This window comes from Enemella evansiae (assembly GCF_002250705.1).
GTDB classification, from domain to species: Bacteria; Actinomycetota; Actinomycetes; order Propionibacteriales; family Propionibacteriaceae; genus Enemella; species Enemella evansiae.
In genome coordinates this window covers 129,163-150,619 of sequence record NZ_NMVP01000012.1, presented here as the reverse complement: position 1 = coordinate 150,619, position 21,457 = coordinate 129,163, and the positions used below count along the sequence as shown (strand labels likewise).

20 protein-coding genes are annotated in these 21,457 nt (G+C 69.6%); 14 read left to right on the top strand and 6 right to left on the bottom strand.

Translation table 11 applies throughout. The annotated features are described in order from the left end of the window. The first annotated feature begins 2 nt into the window (after window positions 1-2). The 4 genes from BI335_RS09340 to BI335_RS09325 are packed head-to-tail and all read left to right on the top strand — an operon-like array spanning window position 3 to window position 5,126. Window positions 3-1,160 carry an anhydro-N-acetylmuramic acid kinase gene (locus tag BI335_RS09340; RefSeq protein WP_094430510.1) on the top strand — a complete coding sequence of 386 codons (1,158 nt, stop codon included), beginning with the start codon at window positions 3-5 and terminating at the stop codon, window positions 1,158-1,160. Beyond that, on the top strand, window positions 1,157-2,695 hold the full coding sequence (locus BI335_RS09335; protein WP_094430508.1) for a GNAT family N-acetyltransferase: 1,539 nt from the start codon (window positions 1,157-1,159) through the stop codon (window positions 2,693-2,695). Before BI335_RS09340 ends, BI335_RS09335 begins: the two co-directional genes overlap by 4 nt. Next, entirely contained in the window at window positions 2,695-4,302 is a 1,608-nt protein-coding gene (locus BI335_RS09330) for an ABC transporter ATP-binding protein (RefSeq protein WP_094430506.1), read from the top strand. The genes BI335_RS09335 and BI335_RS09330 overlap by 1 nt, the downstream gene beginning before the upstream one ends. 5 nt (window positions 4,303-4,307) lie before the next feature. Beyond that, the gene (locus BI335_RS09325; protein ID WP_094430504.1) at window positions 4,308-5,126 is read left to right on the top strand and encodes a spermidine synthase; all 819 of its coding nucleotides are present in this window, start codon (window positions 4,308-4,310) and stop codon (window positions 5,124-5,126) included. Between the two features lie 98 nt (window positions 5,127-5,224). On the opposite strand, the gene BI335_RS21880 is transcribed toward BI335_RS09325, so the two are convergent. Genes BI335_RS21880 through BI335_RS09315 form a run of 3 tightly spaced genes read right to left on the bottom strand, consistent with a single transcriptional unit; the run spans window position 5,225 to window position 9,548 of the window. After that, window positions 5,225-5,980 (bottom strand): hypothetical protein, encoded by a 756-nt coding sequence (locus tag BI335_RS21880; RefSeq protein ID WP_229119523.1) that lies wholly within the window; start codon window positions 5,978-5,980, stop codon window positions 5,225-5,227. Continuing rightward, on the bottom strand, window positions 5,977-7,434 hold the full coding sequence (locus BI335_RS09320; protein WP_229119522.1) for a hydantoinase B/oxoprolinase family protein: 1,458 nt from the start codon (window positions 7,432-7,434) through the stop codon (window positions 5,977-5,979). The genes BI335_RS21880 and BI335_RS09320 overlap by 4 nt, the downstream gene beginning before the upstream one ends. After that, on the bottom strand, window positions 7,431-9,548 hold the full coding sequence (locus BI335_RS09315; protein ID WP_094430502.1) for a hydantoinase/oxoprolinase family protein: 2,118 nt from the start codon (window positions 9,546-9,548) through the stop codon (window positions 7,431-7,433). Before BI335_RS09315 ends, BI335_RS09320 begins: the two co-directional genes overlap by 4 nt. A 136-nt stretch (window positions 9,549-9,684) precedes the next feature. Here BI335_RS09315 and BI335_RS09310 point away from each other — a divergent pair, with 136 nt between their 5' ends. After that, window positions 9,685-10,395: a class E sortase gene (locus BI335_RS09310; protein WP_229118957.1), complete on the top strand. Its 711-nt coding sequence runs from the start codon at window positions 9,685-9,687 to the stop codon at window positions 10,393-10,395. Between the two features lie 32 nt (window positions 10,396-10,427). Here the strand turns inward: BI335_RS09310 and BI335_RS09305 are convergent, their stop codons facing one another. Next, on the bottom strand, window positions 10,428-12,074 hold the full coding sequence (locus tag BI335_RS09305; RefSeq protein ID WP_094430500.1) for a hypothetical protein: 1,647 nt from the start codon (window positions 12,072-12,074) through the stop codon (window positions 10,428-10,430). Between the two features lie 222 nt (window positions 12,075-12,296). On the opposite strand from BI335_RS09305, the gene pyrE reads away from it, so the two are divergent. From pyrE to BI335_RS09275, 6 genes are all read left to right on the top strand, one after another. Beyond that, entirely contained in the window at window positions 12,297-12,839 is a 543-nt protein-coding gene (pyrE, locus tag BI335_RS09300; protein WP_094430498.1) for an orotate phosphoribosyltransferase, read from the top strand. A gap of 49 nt (window positions 12,840-12,888) precedes the next feature. Then, window positions 12,889-13,776, top strand: coding sequence for a LemA family protein (locus tag BI335_RS09295; protein WP_229119521.1), 888 nt, complete (start codon window positions 12,889-12,891; stop codon window positions 13,774-13,776). 56 nt (window positions 13,777-13,832) lie between these two features. Beyond that, entirely contained in the window at window positions 13,833-14,360 is a 528-nt protein-coding gene (locus BI335_RS21375) for a hypothetical protein (RefSeq protein WP_094356537.1), read from the top strand. After that, the gene (locus tag BI335_RS09285; protein ID WP_144009105.1) at window positions 14,360-16,060 is read left to right on the top strand and encodes a M23 family metallopeptidase; all 1,701 of its coding nucleotides are present in this window, start codon (window positions 14,360-14,362) and stop codon (window positions 16,058-16,060) included. The genes BI335_RS21375 and BI335_RS09285 overlap by 1 nt, the downstream gene beginning before the upstream one ends. Further along, window positions 16,053-16,733 (top strand): hypothetical protein, encoded by a 681-nt coding sequence (locus tag BI335_RS09280; protein WP_144008662.1) that lies wholly within the window; start codon window positions 16,053-16,055, stop codon window positions 16,731-16,733. Before BI335_RS09285 ends, BI335_RS09280 begins: the two co-directional genes overlap by 8 nt. A 92-nt stretch (window positions 16,734-16,825) precedes the next feature. After that, window positions 16,826-17,155: a DUF2853 family protein gene (locus BI335_RS09275; RefSeq protein ID WP_094356534.1), complete on the top strand. Its 330-nt coding sequence runs from the start codon at window positions 16,826-16,828 to the stop codon at window positions 17,153-17,155. A 36-nt stretch (window positions 17,156-17,191) separates the two neighbouring features. On the opposite strand, the gene BI335_RS09270 is transcribed toward BI335_RS09275, so the two are convergent. Continuing rightward, complete coding sequence (locus BI335_RS09270; RefSeq protein WP_094404553.1) at window positions 17,192-17,599, bottom strand: hypothetical protein; 408 nt, start codon at window positions 17,597-17,599, stop codon at window positions 17,192-17,194. A gap of 88 nt (window positions 17,600-17,687) precedes the next feature. Here BI335_RS09270 and BI335_RS09265 point away from each other — a divergent pair, with 88 nt between their 5' ends. Then, window positions 17,688-18,167, top strand: a complete 480-nt coding sequence (locus BI335_RS09265) for a hypothetical protein (protein ID WP_094404554.1) — start codon at window positions 17,688-17,690, stop codon at window positions 18,165-18,167. Between the two features lie 171 nt (window positions 18,168-18,338). Then, entirely contained in the window at window positions 18,339-19,244 is a 906-nt protein-coding gene (locus BI335_RS09260) for a hypothetical protein (protein ID WP_094404555.1), read from the top strand. A gap of 105 nt (window positions 19,245-19,349) precedes the next feature. Here BI335_RS09260 and BI335_RS09255 read toward each other — a convergent pair whose 3' ends face one another. After that, window positions 19,350-20,228: a helix-turn-helix transcriptional regulator gene (locus tag BI335_RS09255; RefSeq protein ID WP_172421815.1), complete on the bottom strand. Its 879-nt coding sequence runs from the start codon at window positions 20,226-20,228 to the stop codon at window positions 19,350-19,352. 132 nt (window positions 20,229-20,360) lie between these two features. On the opposite strand from BI335_RS09255, the gene BI335_RS09250 reads away from it, so the two are divergent. Further along, complete coding sequence (locus BI335_RS09250) at window positions 20,361-21,449, top strand: dienelactone hydrolase family protein (RefSeq protein WP_094430494.1); 1,089 nt, start codon at window positions 20,361-20,363, stop codon at window positions 21,447-21,449. The last annotated feature ends 8 nt before the right edge of the window (window positions 21,450-21,457 follow it).

Sequence of the window (21,457 nt, the reverse complement as noted above, 5' to 3'; positions counted from 1 at the left end):
GCATGCGGGTGCTCGGCCTGATCTCCGGGACCTCCCACGACGGCATCGACGCCGCGGTGGTGGAGCTCACCCACTCGGCCGACGTGCTGCGGATGCGGGTGGTCGGCACCGACTCGATCCCGTACGCCGCAGCGCTGCGCGTCCGGCTGGTGGCCGCGCTGCCACCCGCATCGAGCACGGTCGACGAACTGACCGAACTGGACACGTTGATCGGCCAGGCCTTCGCCGAGGTCGCCGCGACGATGGCCGACCGGCACGGGCCGCTCGACCTGATCTGCTCGCACGGACAGACGGTCTTCCACTGGGTCGAGCGCGGCCGGGCGCTGGGCAGCCTGCAGCTGGGCCAACCGGCCTGGATCGCCGAGCGGACGGGCGTACCCGTGGTCGCCGACGTCCGGCTGCGCGACATCACCGCCGGTGGACAGGGGGCACCCCTGGTGCCGATCCTCGACGAACTGCTGCTCGCCGACGCCGATGAACCGGCCGCCGCCCTGAACCTCGGTGGGATCGCCAACGTGACGGTGGTCCGGCCCGGATGGCCGAGTATCGCCTACGACATCGGCCCCGCCAACGCGCTCGTCGACGCGGTCGTCCAGGACCGCGAGCTGGACCCCCACGGTTACGACACCGATGGCCGGCTGGCGGCCGCGGGGACGGTGGATTCCGCACTGCTGCAGCACTTGCTGGCCGATCCCTACTATGCCGAACCGGCGCCGAAGAGCACCGGCAAGGAACACTTCCACCTGGCCTACGTCCGCGAACAGGTCGGCGACCGGCAACTCTCCGACGCCGACCTCGTCGCCACCCTGACCCGGTTCACCGCCGAGACCGTCGGCCGCGACCTGGTGGCCTCCGGGGTACGCCGGGTGATCGCCGCAGGCGGCGGGACGGCCAATCCGGTGCTGATGGGATGGCTGGCCGAGGTCGCTGCCGGGGTGGAGATCGTCACCACCGACGCGCTCGGCATCCCCGCCGACGCCAAGGAGGCGATCGCCTTCGCGCTGATCGGCTGGTGCAGCTGGCACGGGTTGCCCGGCAATGTGCCCTCCGCGACCGGTGCCGAGGCGCCGCGGGTGCTCGGCGCGCTGATCCCCGGCAAGGAGCCGCTCCGGCTCCCCGAACCGCTGGAATCCCTGCCCGGGTTGGTGATCGAGCGATGAGCGAGCTGCGGCTCCGGCCGGCCGGTGAGACGGATCTGGCTGGGATCGTCGAGGTGTTCTGGCGCTGCTGGACCGAGAGCCACGCCAGCTTCGCGACCCCCGAGGAGCTGGCCCGGTTGACCCATCGGGATGCGGAGGAACTCTGGCGCATCGCGTTCCTCTCGACCACCCGCACCGTCGTGACGACCGTCGCCACCGCGGATGCCCGGATCGTCGGTTTCCTGCGGCACCAGCTGATCGACGGCGAGCTGTTCATCCACTCCCTCTACGTCGACCCGAGCCAGCAGGGCAGGGGCCTCGGCGGCCGGTTGATGCGGCACGCGCTGCAGGCCGGGGCGGCGGCCGGCGCGGACCGCGGGCGGCTCTGGGTGTTCACCGCCAACCAGCCGGCCCGGGCGTTCTACCGGGAGTATGGCTGGCTGCCCGACGGTCGCGCCCGTATCGAGGATGGGTTCGGGATGCCGGAGGTCGGGCTCGGTACGCTGTCGGTCGCGGCCACCCGGGTCGCGGAAACCCTTGTCTCATCGGAGATCTGCACCGACCCGGGGGAATCCCCACCCGCCGGCGCCGCGGTCGCGTTCGCGCGCGGCGACGAGCAGGGTGTGGCCGTCGCCGGGACCCGAGGATCCGCCGATCGACCGGTCACCCTCGACACCCGCTGGGACGTCGCCTCGGTCACCAAACTGGTCACCACCACCATCGGTCTCGGCCTGGTCAGCGCCGGCATTCTCGACCTCGATGCACCGGTCGACGCTCTGCTGCCCGAACTCACCGGTCGCGGCATCACCGCGCGATCCCTGCTCCAGCACGAATCCGGGCTGCTGCCCTGGCAGCCCCTGGACCGCGCCGGCGCCGGCCCGGACACTGCCCTGGCGACGATCGCCGCGCTGCCGATCGGGACCCCCGGTGAGCACGTCTACAGCGATCTCGGGCTGATCACCCTCGGCGTCCTGCTGACCCGGCTCACCGGTGACGACCTGCCGGAACTCCTGCGCCGCTGGGTCAACGAACCGCTCGGACTCGACCTGCGCTACGGTCCGGTCGACGAACCGGTGGCCGACTCCGCCCCCGACGACCGCATCGAGCAGCGGATGGTCAGCACCGGGGAGCCCTATCCGGTGTTGCTCCAGGGACCGGAGCCGGCGTGGCAGACCGAACCATTACGCGGGGTGGTGCATGACGGCAACGCCCGTCGCGCACTCGGCGGAATCTCCGCCCACGCGGGGATCTTCGCAACCATCGGCGACCTGCTACGCCTCGGGTTGGCGCTCTCCGACGGCCCGGACCGCTGCGATCTCTGGACGCCCGAGGCGTACCGACGCTTCCTCGACGAACCGCTCGGCTTCCGCACCCGGACCCTGACCGACGGCAGCACACTGCACCACCACCCGGGCTTCACCGGCTGCGCGCTCGGCTTCGTCGCCGGTGAGCACCGGGCGTACGCGGTGGCGGCCAACCGGCTGCTCACCTCGGGCACGCCGGTGCCGACCGAGCGGCTGTGGCGCCGGGTGCTGGACGATCTGGGAGGACTGTGATGACTGCCGTGCTGGCCATCGATGAGCTGGCCGTCTCGTTCCGCACCCGGGACGGCATCGTGCCCGCGGTGCACGGGGTCTCGTTGGAGGTGCGTCCCGGGGAGACCGTCGCCGTGGTCGGCGAATCCGGCTCCGGGAAATCGACCACCGCCGCCGCGGTGAACCGGCTGCTCGCCGACAATGCGATCATCGACGCCGGTCGGATCCGCTTCGGGGACGAGGACATCACCGATCTCGATGAGTCCCGGATGCGGATCCTGCGGGGTGCCTCGATCGGGTTGGTGCCCCAGGACCCGATGTCGAACCTCGACCCGCTGATGCGGGTCGGTGACCAGATCGCCGAGGCGCTCGAGGTGCACGACCTGGCCCGCGGTGCCGCACTGCGTGAGCGGGTCATCGAACTGCTGGAACTCGTCGGCATCAGCGAGCCCGAGCGGCGGGCCCGGCAGTATCCGCACGAGTTCTCCGGCGGGATGCGGCAACGGGTGCTGATCGCGATGGGCCTGGCCTGCCGCCCCCGGCTGCTGATCGCCGACGAACCCACCTCCGCGCTCGATGTCACCGTGCAGCGCCGGATCCTGGACCGACTCGAGGAACTCACCGGCGAGTTCGGGACCGCGGTGCTGCTGATCACCCACGACCTGGCACTCGCCGCCGAACGGGCCGACCGGGTGGTGGTGATGTATCGCGGGGAGATCGTCGAACAGGGCACCGCAGCCGAGGTGCTGGAGCAGCCGCAGCACGACTACACCAAGACCCTGCTGGCCGCGATTCCCGGTCTGCACACCGAGATCCGGGAACGGTTCGAGCATGATCCGCAGGACCTGCTGCTGCAGGCGACCGATCTGGTGAAGACCTTCGAGGTCCGCGCCGACCGGGGCTGGCGGACGGGCACGTTCACCGCCGTCGACGGGGTCAGCATCGACATCCCGCGCCGCGCGACCGTGTCGCTGGTCGGTGAATCCGGGTCCGGCAAGTCGACCGTCGCCAGCATGGTGCTCGGGTTGCTGGAGCCGACCAGCGGCCGGATTCTGTTCCAGGGTTCGGAACGGGGTCGGGGGAGTGCGGAGCTGAAAGCGTTCCGACGCCAGGTGCAACCGGTCTTCCAGAACCCGTTCGCCAGTCTGGATCCGCGCTACACCGTGGCCCGCTCGATCGCCGAACCGTTGCAGGTGCACCGGATCGGCACCGCCGCCGAACGTCAGAGGCGGGTCCGGGAGCTGTTGGAGATGGTTGCCCTGCCGGCCGCGATGGAGAGCAGGCTCCCACACGAGCTGTCCGGCGGCCAGCGGCAGCGGGTCGCGATCGCCCGGGCACTCGCGCTCAACCCCGACCTGGTGGTGCTCGACGAGGCCGTCTCGGCGCTCGATGTGCTCGTCCAGGAACAGATCCTCGAGCTGCTCGACGGGCTGCAGCGTGAGCTCGGCCTGGCGTACCTGTTCATCTCCCACGATCTGGCGGTGGTCCGGATGATCTCCGACTTCGTGCACGTGATGCAGCGCGGCCGGGTGGTGGAATCGGGTACGCCGCAGCAGATCTTCACCGCACCGCAACAGGCGTACACCAGGGAACTGTTGGCCGCCATCCCCGGCGCCTCGGTAACCTGAGGATCGTGACCTCCGACGCGCAGAGCGGGCTGGTGCCCGACCCCGACCACGCCGGGGCGTACACGGTGCGCGTCGGTGATACCGACCAGTCCTGGGTCGATCCCGGTGACCCGACCCGGCTGGAATTCGACTACATGCAACGGATCGGGGACGTGCTGGACACCATCGCGCCCGCCGGGGAGCGGATGCGGGTGGTGCACGTCGGCGGCGCTGGGATGAGCTTGGCCCGCTATGTCGCGGCGACCCGGCCCACCTCGGCGCAGATCGTGCTCGAACCCGATGCCGAGCTGACCGAGGCGGTGCGCGCGACGCTGCCGCTGCCGAAGCGGTCGGGGATCAAGGTACGCCCGGTCGACGGCCGCGCCGGGATCGCCGCGATGCCCGACGAGTACGCCGAGGTGGTGATCGTCGACGCCTTCGTCGGCGCCCGGGTACCGGCCGAGCTGACCACCATGGAGTTCCTCGGCGAGGTGCGCCGGGTGCTCACCGGGACCGGGGTGCTGATCCTCAACCTCACCGACCGGGCACCGTTCGCCTACACCCGGCGGGTGCTGGCCGGGGTCGGCGAGTGGTTCGGCGAGCGGTTGCTGAGCGCCGAACCGGCCACGCTGAAGGGCCGCCGGTTCGGGAACCTGCTGCTCGCCGGTTCCGCTCGCGCGCTGCCGACCGCCGCCCTCGCTCGCCGTGCCGCTGGATCGGTGTTCCCCTATCGATTGCTGCACGGCTCGCACCTGGCCCGGTTCGAATCCGGTGCTGCGGCGTACACCGATGCCGACGCCGAACAGTCCCCGGAACCCCCGGGCGGTCCCACGGTCTTCCGCTGACGTTCATCGAGTAGCGGCCATGTGGAGCGAAGCGGAATTGAGCAGCTGGGTTCATCTCGACACGGTCGCTGCGCGACCTACTCGATGAACGTGGGAGGTCAGTCGAGGGCGAAGTCGCGCCAGGTGCGGCCGTCCTTCGGTTCGGTGTCGGTCCACAGGGCGGTCTGGCAGTTCGGGCAGACATACATCACCGTGACCAGGTCGGCATGCACGCGGACGTGTTCGCCGAGATCGTCGGGACCGAGTTCGACGCGGCCGGCGAGCCGTTCCCAACCGTCCGCGAGCGATCCCAACGACTGACCGCAGTGCTTGCAGGCCGCCCGTAGGTCCGATCCGGAACCGGACAGGGTGAGCACGCCACCCCAGACCTGCGCGTCCCCGCCGCCGGACCCGCCACCGGACGACGCATCATCCGGTGCCTGCATCTTTTCCCTGCGCTGCTTGCGGATCTCATCCCGACGAGCCTCGGTCGCCGCCTCGTCGAGCACGCCGGCCTCGTCGACGATCACCCCGTACAACCGCTCTGCCGCGGCCACGCTGACCGCCCGCTCGGCCACGTCGGCCGCCACCTGCTCGGGTGCCCGCAGCAGCGGATCCCCGTAGCCGCCGCCGTCCTGCACGGTGCACTCGAACACATCGCCCTGCCGGATCTTCGCGCTCGGGGACACCCCGGGCAGCAGCGTGTGCTCGCCGTCCAACTCGGCCAGCGAATCGACCATCCGGCCCTCGGCGTACGCCTCCAGCACTCCGGAGCCGCCGACCCGCTCGAACTTCGCGCAGGCGCCCGGCAGGCCACCGAAGATGCCGGTCCGGTTCGGTACCGCCACCCCGTGCGTCCCGAGCACCCCGGTCACTTCCTGGTGTCGATCGGCGTGAGTGCGAACTGGATCCCGTTGCCGCCGCGATAGGTGCCGGCGCCGCCGGAGTCGACCACCTCGCGGCGCCACAGATAGAGCAACGGCTGCCGGGATTCCTGCTGCTCGACATCGGTCGCGCCACCGCCCAGGATCACCATCGCCCCGCCGGAATCGACCCCGTCACGGAAACCGAAGGCCGGCCCGCCCCACAACAACGAGTCCATGTACATCGCCGCGAACGGTTCCCCGTACTGGTCCAGCCCACCGAACTGGCAGAGCTGCCAGGAGCCGTCGCTCGGCCCGAACGCCAGGTCGGCGTACTCCTCGCTGAACGCGAACAGCTTCGCCAGCGCCGCACCACCGGAACAGGTGGCGATCCAGTTCGCGCCCGCGGCACCGCCGGAGACCGGCATCGGCTCGACCGCGGTCACACACAATCCGTCCGGGGCGAGCACGTTCACCGGCCGCATCAGCCCGTGGTTCCACGGCACCTCCGAGCCGAACGTGCACAGCATCAGCGTCGCCACCGCGCCCATCAGCCCACCCCGGGTGGTCATCCCGTACGCCGGGCTCTGCGGGCTGGCGCCGGAGAAGTCGAAGGTCAGCTCGTCGCCGGATTTCGTCAACCGGCACGGCACATGCAGCAGTTCGACCCCCTCATCGCCCGCGCGCTCGGTGCCGTTGGGCCGGTCCAGATAGCCGTCGTGTTCGAAGACCCCGTCCGGCAGCGAGCGGAGCATCTCGCGCAGGTCCGCCTCGGAGTTGTCGATCGTCCGGGCCATCACCGCAGTCACGATGTCCGTGCCGTACCGATCGCAGAGCGCGTGGAAGCGTTCCCCGGCGACCCGCAACCCGGCCAGGAACGCGCGGAAGTCGTTGGCGACGGTGTTCGGCACCCGCGAGTTGGTGACGATGGTGTCCCACAATTCCTTGTTCAGTTCACCTTTTCGGACGATCCGGCCCGGTGGGATCCGGATACCTTCCTGATAGACGTCGGTCGCGGTGGTGCACCAGGAACCCGGATCCATTCCGCCGAGATCGACCTGATGTGCCATGCAACCCAGCCAGGCGACGATCCGGCCGTCGCGGAACACCGGGGTGCAGTACTGCACGTCGTTCTGGTGCATCGCGGCGATGTAGGGGTCGTTGATGATGAAGACATCGCCCTCCTCGATGTCGTCGTAACGGCGCAGGAACTCCTCGATCGCCATCGCACCGGTATAGATCGGGGTCAGCAGATAGACCCCGATGATCGCCATCTCACCGGTCGCGGTGTAGATGCCAAAGTTGTAGTCGGTGGCGTGCACCACCGGTGATCCGGAGACGTGCTCGACGGTGGTCGACCCCTCGGTGTTGATCGACCACAGCTTGTGCCGGATCACCTCGTAGGTGACCGGATCCACCTCGGTGCCGCCGGTCGTCCCGCTTTTCCAACTGTCGTTGGTGTTCATCGCAGGTCTCCTTCGAGATGCACGTTGCCGAACGCGTCCACCCGGGCGTGCTGCCCGGCCCCCACCACGACGGTGGTGTCGGGCAGTTCGACGATCGCGAGCCCGTCGAATTCGAATCCGGGCTCCAGATGGTCCCCGGTGTAGATCACCGCCTCGTTCCACTCGCCACCGGCGTACACCTTGCGTCGGCCGGGCTCGCCGGCCGTGTCGCGGACGTCGGTGCCCACATCGAGGTCGGCGCTCGCCACCGGGGCGGTGGCGACGACCCGGAAGGTGGTGATCTCCACACCACCGTCGGGGAACGCCGAGCCCTTGCCGAACCGGCCCTCGTAGGTGTTGATGAACCGGTCCACCATGCCGTTGACCGCCGAGGCGGTGAACTCCCCGGACAGCTCCGGCTCGATCGGGATCGCCAGCACGTGGATCTGCGCCCGGAAGCGGATCTCGACGGTGCAGGCGTACTCGATCGTCTCCTCGTCCACCCCCGCGTTGCCGAGGTTCCCGGCGGCCACTGACCGCAGTTCGGCGAAGACCTGTGTCACCTCGGCCGGGTCGATGTCGGCGGCGAAGTCGGTCTGGCCGGGGGAGGACTGCATCGGCAGCGACCGCTCCTCGACCATCGTCAGATCCGAGCAGCCGATGCCGAACGCCGAGTGCACCGACGCGGTGATCGGCACCACGATCTCCCGGGCGCCCAGCTCAGCACCGTAGGAGAAGGCGTGCAGTGGACCGGCGCCGCCATAGGCGAAGACCGCGAAGTCGGTCGGGTCATAACCCTGCTCGACGGTCACCTGGCGGACCAGGTCGGCCATCCGCGCGTCGACGATCGTCTTGATCCCCTCGGCGGCGTCCTCGATCGACAAGCCCGCCGGCTCGGCGACGTGGGTGCGGATCGCCTCCCGCGCCTTCTCGGTGTCCAACCGCATCCGGCCGTCGAGGAAGTTGTCCGGGTTCAGATAGCCGAGCACCAGATCGGCGTCGGCGACCGTCGGCCGTTCCCCGCCGCGGCCGTAACACGCCGGCCCCGGCTGCGCGCCGGCGCTCTCCGGCCCGACCTGCAGCACCCCGTTGCTCACCGAGGCGATCGACCCCGCCCCGGCACCGACCGCGCGGACCGCCACCGAGGGCAGCGCCAACTGGTTGCGGCCGATCGCGGTGGTGTTCGACATCGTCGGCCGGCCGTCGAGCACCAGGCCGACATCGAAGCTGGTGCCACCCATGTCGGTGGTGACGATGTTGCGCAGGTCCTCGCGGTCGCCGAGGACCTTGGAGGCGATCACCCCGCCGACCGGGCCGGACATCACGGTCGCCGCGGCCCGTTTCTCCACCTCGGCGAAGGTGGCCAGGCCGCCGTTGGACTGCATCAAGAGCGGATCGGTGCGCAACCCGGCGTCGGCGAGGACGCCGGCGAAGCTGTCCAGGGAGGTACGCAGCAGCGGCCGCAGGCTGGCGTTGACGGCGGTGGTCAGCGTGCGGTCGAACTCACCGATCCTGGGCAGGAAACTGCTGGACAGCGTCACATCGGCATCCGGCACGAGTTCCTGGATCAGCTCGGCGATCCGCTCCTCGTGCTCGGGGTTCTTGAACGACCAGAGCAGGCTGACCGCGTACGCCTCCGCGCCCGCCTCCCGCAACTGTTCGACGGCCCGGCGGGCATCGTCCTCGTCGAGCGGGCAGGCGATCCGGCCGGCGTAGTCGACCCGTTCGGTGACCTCGGCGATCAGCCGGCGCGGCACCACCGGGGGCTGCTTGACCAGGGTGCGGAACTGCTTGATCTGCTCCTCGTCCAACCCCTGGGACTTGAATCCGCGCATGATCGCCAGGGTGTCGCCGAACCCGCGGGTCTGGATCAACCCGACCCGCTTGGCCTTGCCCTCCAGCATCGCGTTGGTGGCGATCGTGGTGCCGTGGGCGAAGGTCTCCACGCTGCCCAGGAAGTCGGCGAGCGACAGCTCGCGGTCGGCGGCGGCGATCTTCAGCGACTCCAGGACGCCGGTGGCCGGCGAGTCGGGCACGGTGGCGGACTTGTAACGGCCGACGTGACCGCTGTCATCGAAGACGACCGTGTCGGTGAACGTTCCGCCGATGTCTGAGGCGACGTAGTACGCGGGCACCTGGAGCTCCTTCGCTCGGAGGCCTTCGAGCTTCGTCGGCCGCTGAACGGTCGTCAACACCCTTCTCAGCAGGTGGTTGCGGCGGCCGGCGGAGTGGAGCCTTGGAGCCAGCGCCGAGCCGGGTCACAATGAGGGCATGAGCTCCGACCTGATGGACAGCCTGGCCGACGATGAACGGCCGGTGCGGCGCCGCCGGGTCTCCGGATTCACCGTGGTCGGGGTGCTGTTCCTGGTGGTCGGGCTCGTCGCCGTCGGTGTGTACGCCTACCAGTACTTCGGCAGCAATCTGGTCGCCGACCGGGCGTACCAGCAGGAGAAGAGCACACTGAAGCAGCAGTGGCAGGCCGACCCGGCCCCAGCCGGCGCGGCCCAGCCGGCGCCCGCCGCCGAACAGCAGCGGGTCCCCGGCCAGGCGATGGGCCTGATGCGGATCCCGAAGTTCGGCGCCGACTACGAGGTGCCGATCCTCACCGGCACCGAGACCGGCACCCTGGCCAAGGGCATCGGCTGGTACGACTCCTCGGTCCGCCCCGGCCAGCTCGGCAACTTCGCCGTCGCCGGGCACCGGGTCACCAACGGCGAACCGTTCCGGCGGTTGCTGGAGCTGCAGAAGGGCGACCAGGTCATCGTCGAGACCCGGGACGCCATCTACACCTACGTGCTGGACACCTCACCCGCCGATCTGACCGTCCAGGACGACGACACCTGGGTGCTCGACCCGGTACCGGGCAAGCCGGGGGCCCAGCCCACCCAGCCGCTGATCACCCTGACCACCTGCCAGGACCTGTTCCACTCCGTCGACCGCTCGATCGGCTTCGGCCACCTGCAGAGCACCCAGAACAAGTAGCCGCGCCGCACGCAATGCGGGCCATAACCGAGCTAGTCGATGAGCGTGCGGCCCTGGTCCTGGTGGGGAATCAGGGCAGGCTGGGACTCCGGCGGAGCCGGTTTCTTTGGTCGCTCCGCCTGCTTCGCGGACTGCTCCGATGCGGTTCGCTGTTCGGCCTGGTCGCGGGCAGCTTGGCGTAGGTCGCGGAGGCGTTGTGCTTTGCGGGCGCGGCGGAGTCGCTCGCGTTCGCGAGCTTCATCGGCTGCTTGTTCGGCTTCGGCCTGTTCCTTCTCCAGCTGGGTTCGACCGTTGCACAGGGTCTCCCAGAGAAGCTTTTCGGTTCGGGAGAGTGAAGCCGCGGGATCGTTGATGAAGTGGTCGGGTGGTGGATGGTCCCAGGTGCCGTAGCTGGTGACCCAGGCTTCCTGCCCGGCCGGTGTTTTCCAGTGGAACACCCCCGGGGAGGGTTGCTCGACCCGGAATCCGGCGTGAGTTCTGGCGCGGTGCGAGGCCCGGTTCAGCGGCCCCAGGTTGTCCGAGCTGGTCGGTCCCTCCGGGGCGGGAATGGTGTGGTCGAGGTCGATGCCGCGGCCGAACGCACTGCGGTTGGAGCGGGGGAACATCACATATCGATCGCGCAGTTTGACCCGCTGCGCCAACTCGTCGGAGGGCCGGTAGGTGTTGACCATCACCGGCGCGGCCAGGTCGATGACCGGCCGCACCTTCACGGTGCCACCGCATTGGGCGAGCAGCTCCTTCAAGTGCTGCAGGGTGACCGGCCCGAGGGCGTCGCCTTCGCCACCGCGGCCAATCGCGAGGTCGCGGGAGGTCATGTGAAGGATGAAATCGGCACCGTGACGGCACCGCTCGGAGGTGGGTGTGACGATCTCCCCGTGCTTGTTGACCACATCGCCGGCGGGCGTCACGGTCGCCCCGTCGAATAGCGAGGGCTGCAGCAGTTGCCGCGCCCGCTCCGGGTGGGCCAGATGGCCCAGGGCTTCGGCACGCAGCTCGTCCCTGGAGGCCGTCGAGCCACCGGCCTTCAGCACGTCGGCGAGGCGATCCAGGGTGCCGTTCAACTGGGCGGCGTCACCGGCGTCGAGGTTGGCGTAGAGGTCGGTGATGCCAGCGATGGTCCTGTTCGGGGTGAACTCCACGCGGCGCTGCTTCCTCGCGGCCTGCCGTTCGGCTTCCTTGTCCTCGTTGAGCATCAACGCGACCTGGGTCTCGGTCGTCGCGACCGCTCGTTTCGGGGTCAGGGGCACCAGACGGAGTGACCACAAGGAGTCGAACTCGCGGGCCTGGGTGAAGGACAGCTGCAATGCCGCCCGGGAGACGTCCCGGGCGACCCAGACGGGAACGTCACAGTCCAAGGTGGCCTGCCACAGGATCGGGTGCCGATGGCGAAGGTTGAGCACGTCGGCGGTCCACACCTGCGCGGTCTCCGGTGAACATCCAAGGGAGAGGGCGAGTTCGAGGTGGAAGAACTCGGTGATGCCGGGCGTACCGTCCGCACCGGGGAACACGAGCTGCTCCCCGTGCAGGACGCGGGCGGTCAACTCGTCGGTGTGGGTGTTCAACCCGGAGTAGGTGTCGCAGGCGGCGGCGATCGCAACCAACCGGCGGGCTTCGGCCTGGGCGATGGTGTCGCTTTCGGCGCGGATCGCTGCGAAGACCTGGGCTCGTTCGGTGGTCATCTGTGGTCACCTCCTCTCATCTGCCATGTCTAATAATAGCACGTATGTACGACTCTGAACCCGCGAGTTTTGATCTTTTTCTGGGGCTTGGTTTCGACTCGTCGCTGCGCTCCTCGCTCGACCGGCGCAGGGGCGAAGGGGTTCATCTCGACACGGTCGCTGCGCGACCTGCTCGATGAACGTGAGGGCTCGCTCGTGTCTGGGGCCGATAGGTTGGGGGCCATGTCCGACCGGGAAGAGCTCATCGAGCACATCAAGGATCTGGCCGTGGTGCACCAGCGGGTGACGCTGTCCTCGGGGCAGGAGGCCGACTACTACGTCGACATGCGGCGGGTGACCCTCGACGGGGTGGCCGCGCCGCTCGTCGGGCGGGTGATGCGGGAACTGGTCGCCGATCTAGACTTCGACGCCGTCGGTGGGCTGACCCTGGGTGCGGACCCGGTCGCCACTTCGATGCTGCACGCCGCGGCGTACGCCGGTCAGCGGCTGGATGCCTTCGTGGTCCGCAAGTCGGAGAAGGCGCACGGGCTGCAGCGCCGGATCGAGGGCACCGAGGTCGCCGGTCGCCGGGTGCTGGTGGTGGAGGACACCTCGACCACCGGCGGTTCCGCGCTGACCGCGGTCGAGGCGCTGCAGCAGGCGGGTGCGGAGGTGGTCGCGGTGGCCGTGGTGGTGGACCGCAACACCGTGGCGGCCGAGAAGATCGCCGAGGCCGGTCTGCTCTACCGCTACGCGATCACCGCCGAAGAACTGGGCTTGGGCTGAGGCTGGTCTAGGCTGGGCGGCAACTTGTCGCGCATCGAAGGAGCACCCCGTGACCGCATTGATCATCGTGCTGGTGATCCTGGCCATCGTCGTCGTGCTGGGCCTGGTCGCCATGAGCATGTACAACGGTTTCGTCAAGCAACGGAACATGATCCAGGAGTCCTGGCGCCAGGTCGACGTCGAGCTGAACCGGCGCTACGAGCTGATCCCCAACCTGGTCGAGACCGTGCGGGCCTTCGCCGCCCATGAGCGCAACACCCTCGAGGACGTCACCCGGTTGCGCAACCAGGCCGCCCAGGTCGCCAGCCAAGAGGGTGACATGCCGTCCGAGCAGCGCGCCCAGACCGAGGAGGCGCTCTCGGGTGCGGTCCGCAACCTGCTGGTCTCGGTGGAGGCGTACCCGGATCTGAAGTCGAACCAGAACTTCCTGCACCTGCAGAAGGAGCTGACCGAGACCGAGGACCGGATCGCGGCCGGCCGGCGCTACTACAACGCCAATGTGCGCGAATACAACACCAAGATCGACTCGGTGCCGACCAACGTGATCGCCGGGATGTTCAAGTTCGAGAAGGCCACCTACTTCGAGGTCAACGACCCGCAGGTACGCCAGGCCCCGGACGTGAACTTCGGCGAGATCGCCTACCGCGGCGAGGAGCAGCAGGCCCCGCCCCAGACCCAGCGGCAGGCACCCCAGCAGCAGGGTCAGCAGGGTCAGCAGCCCGCGCTGCCGCAGCAGGGTCAGCAGCCCTACGGCCAGCAGCAGAACTACGGCCAGCAGCAGAACTACGGCCAGCCCGAGCAGTATGGTCAGCAGCAGTACCAGCCGCAGCCTCAGCCCGGCCAGCAGTCTGCGCAGCAGCAACCGCCCCAGCAGTACGGGCAGCCGGGTCAGTACGGGCAGCCGGGCCAGTACGGGCAGCAGCCTCCGCAGCAGTGAGGTGACCCGGACCGCCCCGTAGGGTGGGCGCGTCCCGGACCTGCAGGAGCCCTGAGATGACACGTTGGAAGCTGGTCGCCGCGCTCGCGGCGGTGGCCGCCGTCGTGATCGCCTCGGTGATCGTGCTGCTGGTCGGTTCGGGCCGGCAGGCGGCGACCCCGCCACCGGCCCCGCCGCCGGTCCGGATCGATCCGCCGGCCCAGGGCACCGCGGCGCCGACCGCCGCCCCCACCTCGCTCGGTGAGGAACGCCCGATGCCCGGTGACCAGACCGCCCAGGTCGAGGTCGCCAACGCCTACATGGACGCCTTCCTGCGCCCCGGTACGCCGGCCGAACGCGAAGCCAGGCTGAAGGATCTGGCCACCCCGAACGATCTGGTGCTCGCCAAGCAGGTCGCCAACGAGCGGCTGCCGAACGCGAAGCGGAAGACCAGCGCGGCCCTCGACCCCGGTGTCGCCCGCGCCAATGAGGCGTACGCCCACGTGCAGCTCACCGACGACACCTGGTGGGGGATGGGGCTGGTCAAGGACCTCACCGCACCGAAGGGATGGCGAGTCTCCTTCCTGGAGAAGGAGGGGCACTGATGCCCCGATCCGGTACGCCCCGGCGGTCCCGTCCCCCGGGGGGCTGGGTGCCCTGGCTGGTCGGTGCGGTGGTGCTGATGCTGATCTCCGGGCTGCTCTCGGCGCTGGCCACCGTGCAGCTCACCCCGCCGCCGCAGCCCGCGCTGATGACCGCGAACCTGTCCGCCACCTGCCCGGCGCCGGTGACCAACTCCGGGCCGCCCGGGGGTGGCAATGTGCCGCAACCCGCGTCGGGCAACAGATCCGGGCCGGGCGTACGCAATCCCGAACTCGCCGCCCCCGAGACCTTCGAGCAGCTCGACGAGGTCCAGCTCCGCAACGCCAAGACCATCGTCGCCGCGGCCCGCTCGGTCGGCGCCAACGACAAGGCGGCGGTGATGGCGCTGATGGCCGCGATGGTCGAGACCCGGCTCTACAACCTGGCCTCCGACGTGCCCGGCCAGGAGGACTCGCTGAACTACCCCAACGACGGCGTCTCCACCGACCACAACTCGGTCGGCATGTTCCAGCAGCAGCAGTGGCACGGTACCCCGGCCGAGCGGATCGATGTCACGAAGGCCACGATCCTTTTCCTCAAAGGAAAAGAGCGCCCCGGGCAGATCTCCGAGCCGCCGGGACTGTTCGACAAGAAGGACTGGGAGACCCGGCCCGCCGGTGAGGTGATCCAGGAGGTGCAGCGCTCGGCGTTCCCCGGCCGCTACGCCCAGTTCGAGCAGTTCGGCCAGCAGCTGCTGGCCAAGATCTCCGCCGAGGGCGGCGCCGGCATCCCGCCGATGACCACCCAGCCGGTCGGCTGCGGACCCAACGCCTACAGCGGGTTCGGCCCGCCGCCGCCCTGGCTCACCACGATGCTGGCCGGCGTCCAGCCCGACACCATGCTGGTCGCCGGCGCGGTGGCCTCGCAGTTCCCGGAGATCAAGATCTACGGCGGGGTACGCCCCGACGCGCTGCCCGACCACCCCAGCGGCCGTGCGGTGGACATCATGTTCTCCAGCGCCTTCCCCGACTTCAAGAGCCCGCAGGCGGTCGAATACGGCAACCGCGCCACCGAGATGCTGCGCCAGAACGCCACCGCGCTCGGCATCGACTACATGATCTACAACGAACGGATCTGGTCGGTGAGCCGGGCCGCGGAGGGCTGGCGGCAGTGTGGCAGCCAGGCCAGCTGCTATTCGGGTCCCGATGACACCTCCGCGCACCGCGACCACGTGCACGTCACCACCTACGGCAATGTCGGCAAGGGCATGCCACCGCCGGTAGCGATCCCGGCCGGCGGGAGCAAGGCGGTGGCCCCGCTGCCGCCGGGCTATCCGCCCTCGGGCCGGTTCGGCGCCCGGGGTTCGATGTGGTCCTCCACCCACACCGGTGAGGACTTCCCGGCGCCGATGGGTACGCCGATCTTCGCGGTGATGGACGGGGTGGTCGCGCCGCAGATGTCGCTGGGCTGGAACGGCAATGCGGTCGTGCTCAGCCACGCCGGCGGAATCAGCACCCACTATGCGCACATGAGCGCGATCCTGGTGCAACCGGGCCAGCAGGTACGGGCCGGGGACCGGATCGGGCTGGTCGGCTCGACCGGCAACTCCTCAGGGCCGCACCTGCACCTGGAGTACTACCCGCCCGGGATCCAACCGGGTGACATCTACAAGGCGCAGGATCCGGTCGCGTTCCTGCGGGCGAACGGAGTGACCTTTGGCTGAATCGGTGCGGTTGCAGGCACCCGATGGCGTACGCCTCCCGGCGGGGGTGGGCCGGCTGCTGGACGCGGCCGTACCCTGCCAGCTCTGCGGTGAACCCATCGGCGAGGTGGCGAATCTGCTGATCGAACGCGCCCCCGACGTGGACCAGCGGGGTGAGTGGCTGCGGGTCCGGCCGCGACATCCGGCCTGTGGCCCGGCCGAGGAGGTGCTGCTGGACGCGCCGGCCCAGCTCGATCCCAGCCGTGGTGTGCACCGGGTGGGCTGTGTCGCGCTGCCCGACGACCGGCCGGCGCTGCTGGTCAATCCCGATGTCGATGCGCCGGTGTTCCGCGGGGACCACCCGGTGCTGGCCGAGCTGCTCGAGGGGGCGGGGTGGGTGGCCTGGCCGCGGCCGCCGCAACCGATCAGCGGCTGGGTCCAGGTGCGCACCGAGGATCCGGCGGCGCCGGTGGTCGAGGTGCTGACCGGGCTCGGCTCGATCGTGCTCGATCCGGCCCCGCCGGAATGGGCCGCGCTGGTCACCGCCGCCGGTGAGTTGCCGGTGCTGGCGCTGCTGGACCACCACGTCGACGACTGGCTGCAGGCCTCCGGGTGGGCGCAGGTGGCCGAGCTGCTCGATCGCGGGGTGCTGATGGCGGGGCTGGTCCAGGTGCTGCCCGATTCCGCGATCTGACACGCCGCCGGGGTGGTCCAGATCACGTTCTGACTGTCGGTTAGTGTCAGCAGCAGATCGCTCACCGTGGGCGATGGAAGGAAACGTGTGTCATGGCCACTGACTGGGCTGCCGACGTCAAGAAGCATGTCAAGAACGCCGACGACGAAGCGATCGCCGGCATCGTGAGGCATTGCGGAATCTCCTTGCACAAAGCCGATTCCTCGATGGTGTCGTTCTCGGACAAGGCCGAGACCGATCGGGTGAAGAACGGGTTCATCGCCAAGAAACTCGGTGTCACCGACGACGCGAAGGCCGACGCGGCCATCAAGGCCGTCGGGGAGCAGTTGAAGGGGTCCTCGCGCAAGTACCGTCCCACGGTCTACTACCTGCTCGCCGATCACTTCGGTCAGCTGGACCAGTTCAAGAAGTCCAAGAAGTGAGCTGACACCGCGCCCCCGCCTCCCACGGGGGCGCGGTCACGCCGCCTCGCGGCGTACGCCGGCCAGCCAGCGCAGTTGCCAGCCGCCGGCGACCAGCACCAGCACCCCGAACCAGGCGCCGTAGCCGAACGGGGTGGCGTCGACGCGTCCGTCGGCGAACCGGGCCGGGTTCCCGCGCAGCGCCAGGGCGTAGCCGACCATCCAGCAGCCGAGCGCGGCGACCAGCAGCCAGGCGATCCCGAGGATCCACAGCGGGCGCCGCGGGCGCTTCAGCCAGCCGACGGTCAGCCAGGTGAGCACCACCGCGGCGGCGAGTACGCCCCCGAGCGCGGCCACGATCTGGGTGATCGGGGCCGGCAGGGGCGCGAACGCCGCGAGGAGCATCAGCACCACGACCGCCAGGGCGGCCCAATTCGCGGCCCGACCGAGTCGCTGTGCCCGCACCGATGGCCTCCCGGGGTTGCTAGGTTGAAATCGAGCGTGGTCAGTCTTCCACGCGCCGATGCCGAATGATCCTCCGAGAGGTGCCACGATGACCAGCACCCCGCCGCCGGGACCGATGCCGGGGCAACCGGTGCCGCCGCAGGGCATGCCGCCCGGGCCGGTGGAGTGGCAACTGGTCGAGCACGTCCCCGGTGATCCGTGGAGCGTCGAGCTGATCGTCTGGTCCGGGAACGCCATCGACGGGGTTCCGGTGCCGGTCGACGACGCGCTGCTCGGTGCGCTGGCCGAGGTACGCCGCCGCCGGGCCGATGTGGATGCCACCTTCGCCGGCGACCCGCTGCCCGAGGGGCCGATGACCGGGGCCGGCCCGGTTGGCGAGGACGCCGAGGACGAAGACGCCGAGCGCTCCCGCTTCGGCCGTTGGTGGGATGGTCTGGGGCGTACCACCGGATCCGCGCAGGCCGACCGCTGGCTGGCGAACGTGCCGGTGAAGTGGCAGCTCGCCGGCGCCGCGCTGCTGCTGCTCGTCTTCATCCTGGTGATGGTCATCGGCCGCCTGATGAGCTGACCGCCCGCGCCACTCTGCGGCTCATCTTCCACTCTGCGGCCTGCATGCAAGCCGCAGAGTGAGAGTTGGTACGCGGAGTCGCGGATCAGTGGTGTTGTCCGGTGATTCTTCGCTGTGGATAACCCGGATCTGCGCCTGTCGCACACCGCTTCTCGATGGTGGGCTGGTGGCATGCATCACCGACGCCGGGATTATCTGGGCCGAGGACACAGCGCGGCCGAGTTGGCGAGCGCGCTCCGGGCCGGCGAGTTCGTACGCCTGGGGCGCGGCATCTATGGCGAGGCGGGCTCGTGGCAGACCCCCGAGGATCGGCATCGTGATCTGGTGGCCGCCATGGTTCCGGATCTCAAGGCCGGTTCCGTGCTCAGTCATGTCACCGCCGGGGTCCTGCATGATCTCTGGCTGCCGGCCCGCGCCCTGGATCGGGTGCAGGTGGTGCGAGCGGGCAAGGGCGGTGGATCGGTATCGCGATACCTCCACGTGCATCGCGGTGGGTCGCAGCGATCGGTGCCCGCACCGGGCCTGGAGATCGAGATGACCGATCTGTTGACCACCACGATGGACCTGTTGCGGCAATTGCCGATCGCCGATGCGGTGGGCGTGGCGGACTCCGCGCTGCGCCGCGGCCTGGACCGTGACGAGCTGCTCGAGGAGCTGGATCGCCGGCGCCGGGTGCCCGGGAACCGGACCGCGCGGATCGCTGCGGAGTTCGCCAACCCACGAGCGGAAAGCCGCGGCGAATCCTTTTCCCGTTGGCGAATCCACGAACTCGGCCTACCCGCACCGGAGTTGCAGCATGACATCGAGACCGATGCTGGCGAGTTCGTGGGTCGCTGCGATTTCTGGTGGCGGGATCGAGGCCTGGTCGGTGAGTTCGATGGAAACGTGAAGTATGGCCGATTGCTGAAACCCGGCCAATCGGTCACCGAGGTGGTGCTCGCCGAGAAGAACCGGGAGGAGGGGATTCGGCGACAGGGGGAGTGGCTGGTCCGTTGGACCTGGCGCGAGGCCGAGTCCGGTGACTTCTTCAAGATCATCGACCGAGGCCTGACACTCGCCGCGCGCCGGGCCGGTTGAGCCTGGCTCCACTGGGGGGCTTATCTCCACTCCGCGGTTTATCTCTCACTCCGCGGCGTGCATGCAAGCCGCGGAGTGAGAGTTGGTACGCGAAGTGGGCCGGGTTCAGCTCGACACGCTGCCCGGACTCCGCTCCGCTGCGCCGGGTTGGTTACTCGCTGCGCGTTCGGACTGGAGCGAGGCGAGCAGGCGTAGCTGATCCGCCGCCACCGTGCCCGACTCGGCGTACAACAGCACTAGGCGCAGGTTCCGGTCTTCGGGGAGTTCGAGGTTCTGGTACGCCAGGTCGAGCTCGCCGACGGCGTCCACCCAGAGCCGTTTCATGCCGTGTGAGCGTTCGGCGACCTCGCCGGATTCCCACAGCCGCTCGAAATGGTGGCCCTCGGCCCGCAGGTCACCGATCAACCGGTGCAGTCGGCTATCGTCGCCATGGCGGGCGGCCGCGACCCGCAACTGGCCGGCCGTCGCGTGGGCGACCTCTGGCCAGTCCCGGTACCGCCGCATCGCCAGTGGATCGGTGAACAGGAACCGGGCCAGGTTCCCCCGGTGGGCCGAAGCGAAGTCGAAGAACACCGACCGGGCCAGCTGATTCGCTGCCAGCACGTCGAATCGGTGATTCGAGATCAGCGCCGGACCCGGCATCGAGTCGATCAGGCCCGCCAGCCCCTGGCGTACCGTGGTCTCGGCCATCGCATCCGACCGCCGCGGCGCCGAGACCGCGCCGGCGAGCTGGGCGAGATGCTCCCGCTCGATCCCGCTCAGTGCGAATACCCGACCGATCGAATCGAGCACGCTCGCCGAGGGAGCGCGGGCGACGCCGCGCTCGAGCCGCGCGTAGTACTCCATGCTGACCCCGATCAGCTGGGCCACCTCCTCCCGCCGCAGCCCGGCCACCCGGCGCCGCGCGGTGGTCGCGATGCCGTGCTCGGCCGGCCGCGCGCGGGCCCGCAGGTGCGTGAGGTACTCACCGAGCTGGTTCGCCATGCCCCGAGTCTGGTGCGCTGGCCGGGGCGGGACAAGGGACCTGGCAGTACGCGTATCCACCGGGTGTTCCGCCGCCGCCGCGGCGGCACCCACGCTAGGGGTGACCCGATGTCTGTGATCAGGAGAACCAGCATGTGCCATTCCAGCGAATCCCGCCCGCCGGCGCCGCCGCGGAGCACCCCGACCGACGACCACGGCCCGATCACCCTGACCACCGGCGACGGTGTGCGCAGCATCGCCTATGCCGCCCATCCGGCCGCCGGCGCCGACACCGGGGTCGGGGTGGTGATCCTGCCCGATGTCCGCGGTGCACACGCCTTCTACCGCGACCTGGCGGTGCGGTTCGCCGAGGCCGGGAGCCACGCGATCGTCATCGACTACTACGGACATCTCACCGACGATCAGGAGCGCGGTGACGATTTCGAGTGGCGCTCCAGGCTGCCGCAGGTCGACGCCGGTACCGTCGAACCGGTCGTCGCGGCCGCCCTCGACGAACTCACCGGGGCCGGGGTACGCCACAGCTTCAGCGTCGGCTTCTGCTTCGGTGGCAGCCAATCCTGGCTGCTCGCCGCCTCGGAGTTGCCGTTGGCCGGGGTGATCGGTTTCTACGGTGACCCGGAGCTGGTCGAACCCCGACTGTCCGAGCTGCACCGGCCGATGCTGCTGCTGGTCGCCGGTGCCGATGTGGCCACCAACCGGGAACGGTCCGAGGCCTTCGAGCGGGCCCTGACCCAGGCCGGTGTCCCACACCAGCAGCGGATCTACGACGGGGCACCGCACTCCTTCTTCGACCGGTCGGCGACCGAGTGGGCCGACGCCTGCACCGACGCCTGGCAGCGGCTGCTCGATTTCATCGCCGAGCGCACCGCGGCGGCACCCACCGCCGAACAGGCCCGCCGGTCGGCGTACACCACACTGGACGAGGTGCTGCCGGACCTGAGCAGGTACGCCCGCGAGTTCGCCCACGGCACCATCAACGCCCGCGACGGGCTGTCCGGGCGGGACCGCGAGCTGGTGATCCTCGGCGCACTGATCGCGCTCGGCGACACCGGACGCCAGCTCCGCGCGCACGTGGCCGTGGCGATGGAACACGGGGTCACCGGTCCGGAACTGGTCGAGATCATCCTGCAGGCACTGCCGTACGCCGGGTTCCCGCGGACCATCAACGCCACGCTCGAGCTCAGCGAACAGTTGCGCACGATCCGCGTGGCCGGTCGCTAGGCTGCCGG

What these genes read in the sequence shown, in the direction of transcription:
- BI335_RS09340 (WP_094430510.1), top strand. Translation starts at nt 3, where the DNA reads ATGCGGGTGCTCGGCCTGATCTCCGGGACCTCCCACGACGGCATCGAC.
- BI335_RS09335 (WP_094430508.1), top strand. Translation starts at nt 1,157, where the DNA reads ATGAGCGAGCTGCGGCTCCGGCCGGCCGGTGAGACGGATCTGGCTGGG.
- BI335_RS09330 (WP_094430506.1), top strand. Translation starts at nt 2,695, where the DNA reads ATGACTGCCGTGCTGGCCATCGATGAGCTGGCCGTCTCGTTCCGCACC.
- BI335_RS09320 (WP_229119522.1), bottom strand. Translation starts at nt 7,434, where the DNA reads ATGAACACCAACGACAGTTGGAAAAGCGGGACGACCGGCGGCACCGAG.
- BI335_RS09310 (WP_229118957.1), top strand. Translation starts at nt 9,685, where the DNA reads ATGAGCTCCGACCTGATGGACAGCCTGGCCGACGATGAACGGCCGGTG.
- BI335_RS09305 (WP_094430500.1), bottom strand. Translation starts at nt 12,074, where the DNA reads ATGACCACCGAACGAGCCCAGGTCTTCGCAGCGATCCGCGCCGAAAGC.
- pyrE (WP_094430498.1), top strand. Translation starts at nt 12,297, where the DNA reads ATGTCCGACCGGGAAGAGCTCATCGAGCACATCAAGGATCTGGCCGTG.
- BI335_RS21375 (WP_094356537.1), top strand. Translation starts at nt 13,833, where the DNA reads ATGACACGTTGGAAGCTGGTCGCCGCGCTCGCGGCGGTGGCCGCCGTC.
- BI335_RS09285 (WP_144009105.1), top strand. Translation starts at nt 14,360, where the DNA reads ATGCCCCGATCCGGTACGCCCCGGCGGTCCCGTCCCCCGGGGGGCTGG.
- BI335_RS09275 (WP_094356534.1), top strand. Translation starts at nt 16,826, where the DNA reads ATGGCCACTGACTGGGCTGCCGACGTCAAGAAGCATGTCAAGAACGCC.
- BI335_RS09265 (WP_094404554.1), top strand. Translation starts at nt 17,688, where the DNA reads ATGACCAGCACCCCGCCGCCGGGACCGATGCCGGGGCAACCGGTGCCG.
- BI335_RS09260 (WP_094404555.1), top strand. Translation starts at nt 18,339, where the DNA reads ATGCATCACCGACGCCGGGATTATCTGGGCCGAGGACACAGCGCGGCC.
- BI335_RS09255 (WP_172421815.1), bottom strand. Translation starts at nt 20,228, where the DNA reads ATGGCGAACCAGCTCGGTGAGTACCTCACGCACCTGCGGGCCCGCGCG.
- BI335_RS09250 (WP_094430494.1), top strand. Translation starts at nt 20,361, where the DNA reads ATGTGCCATTCCAGCGAATCCCGCCCGCCGGCGCCGCCGCGGAGCACC.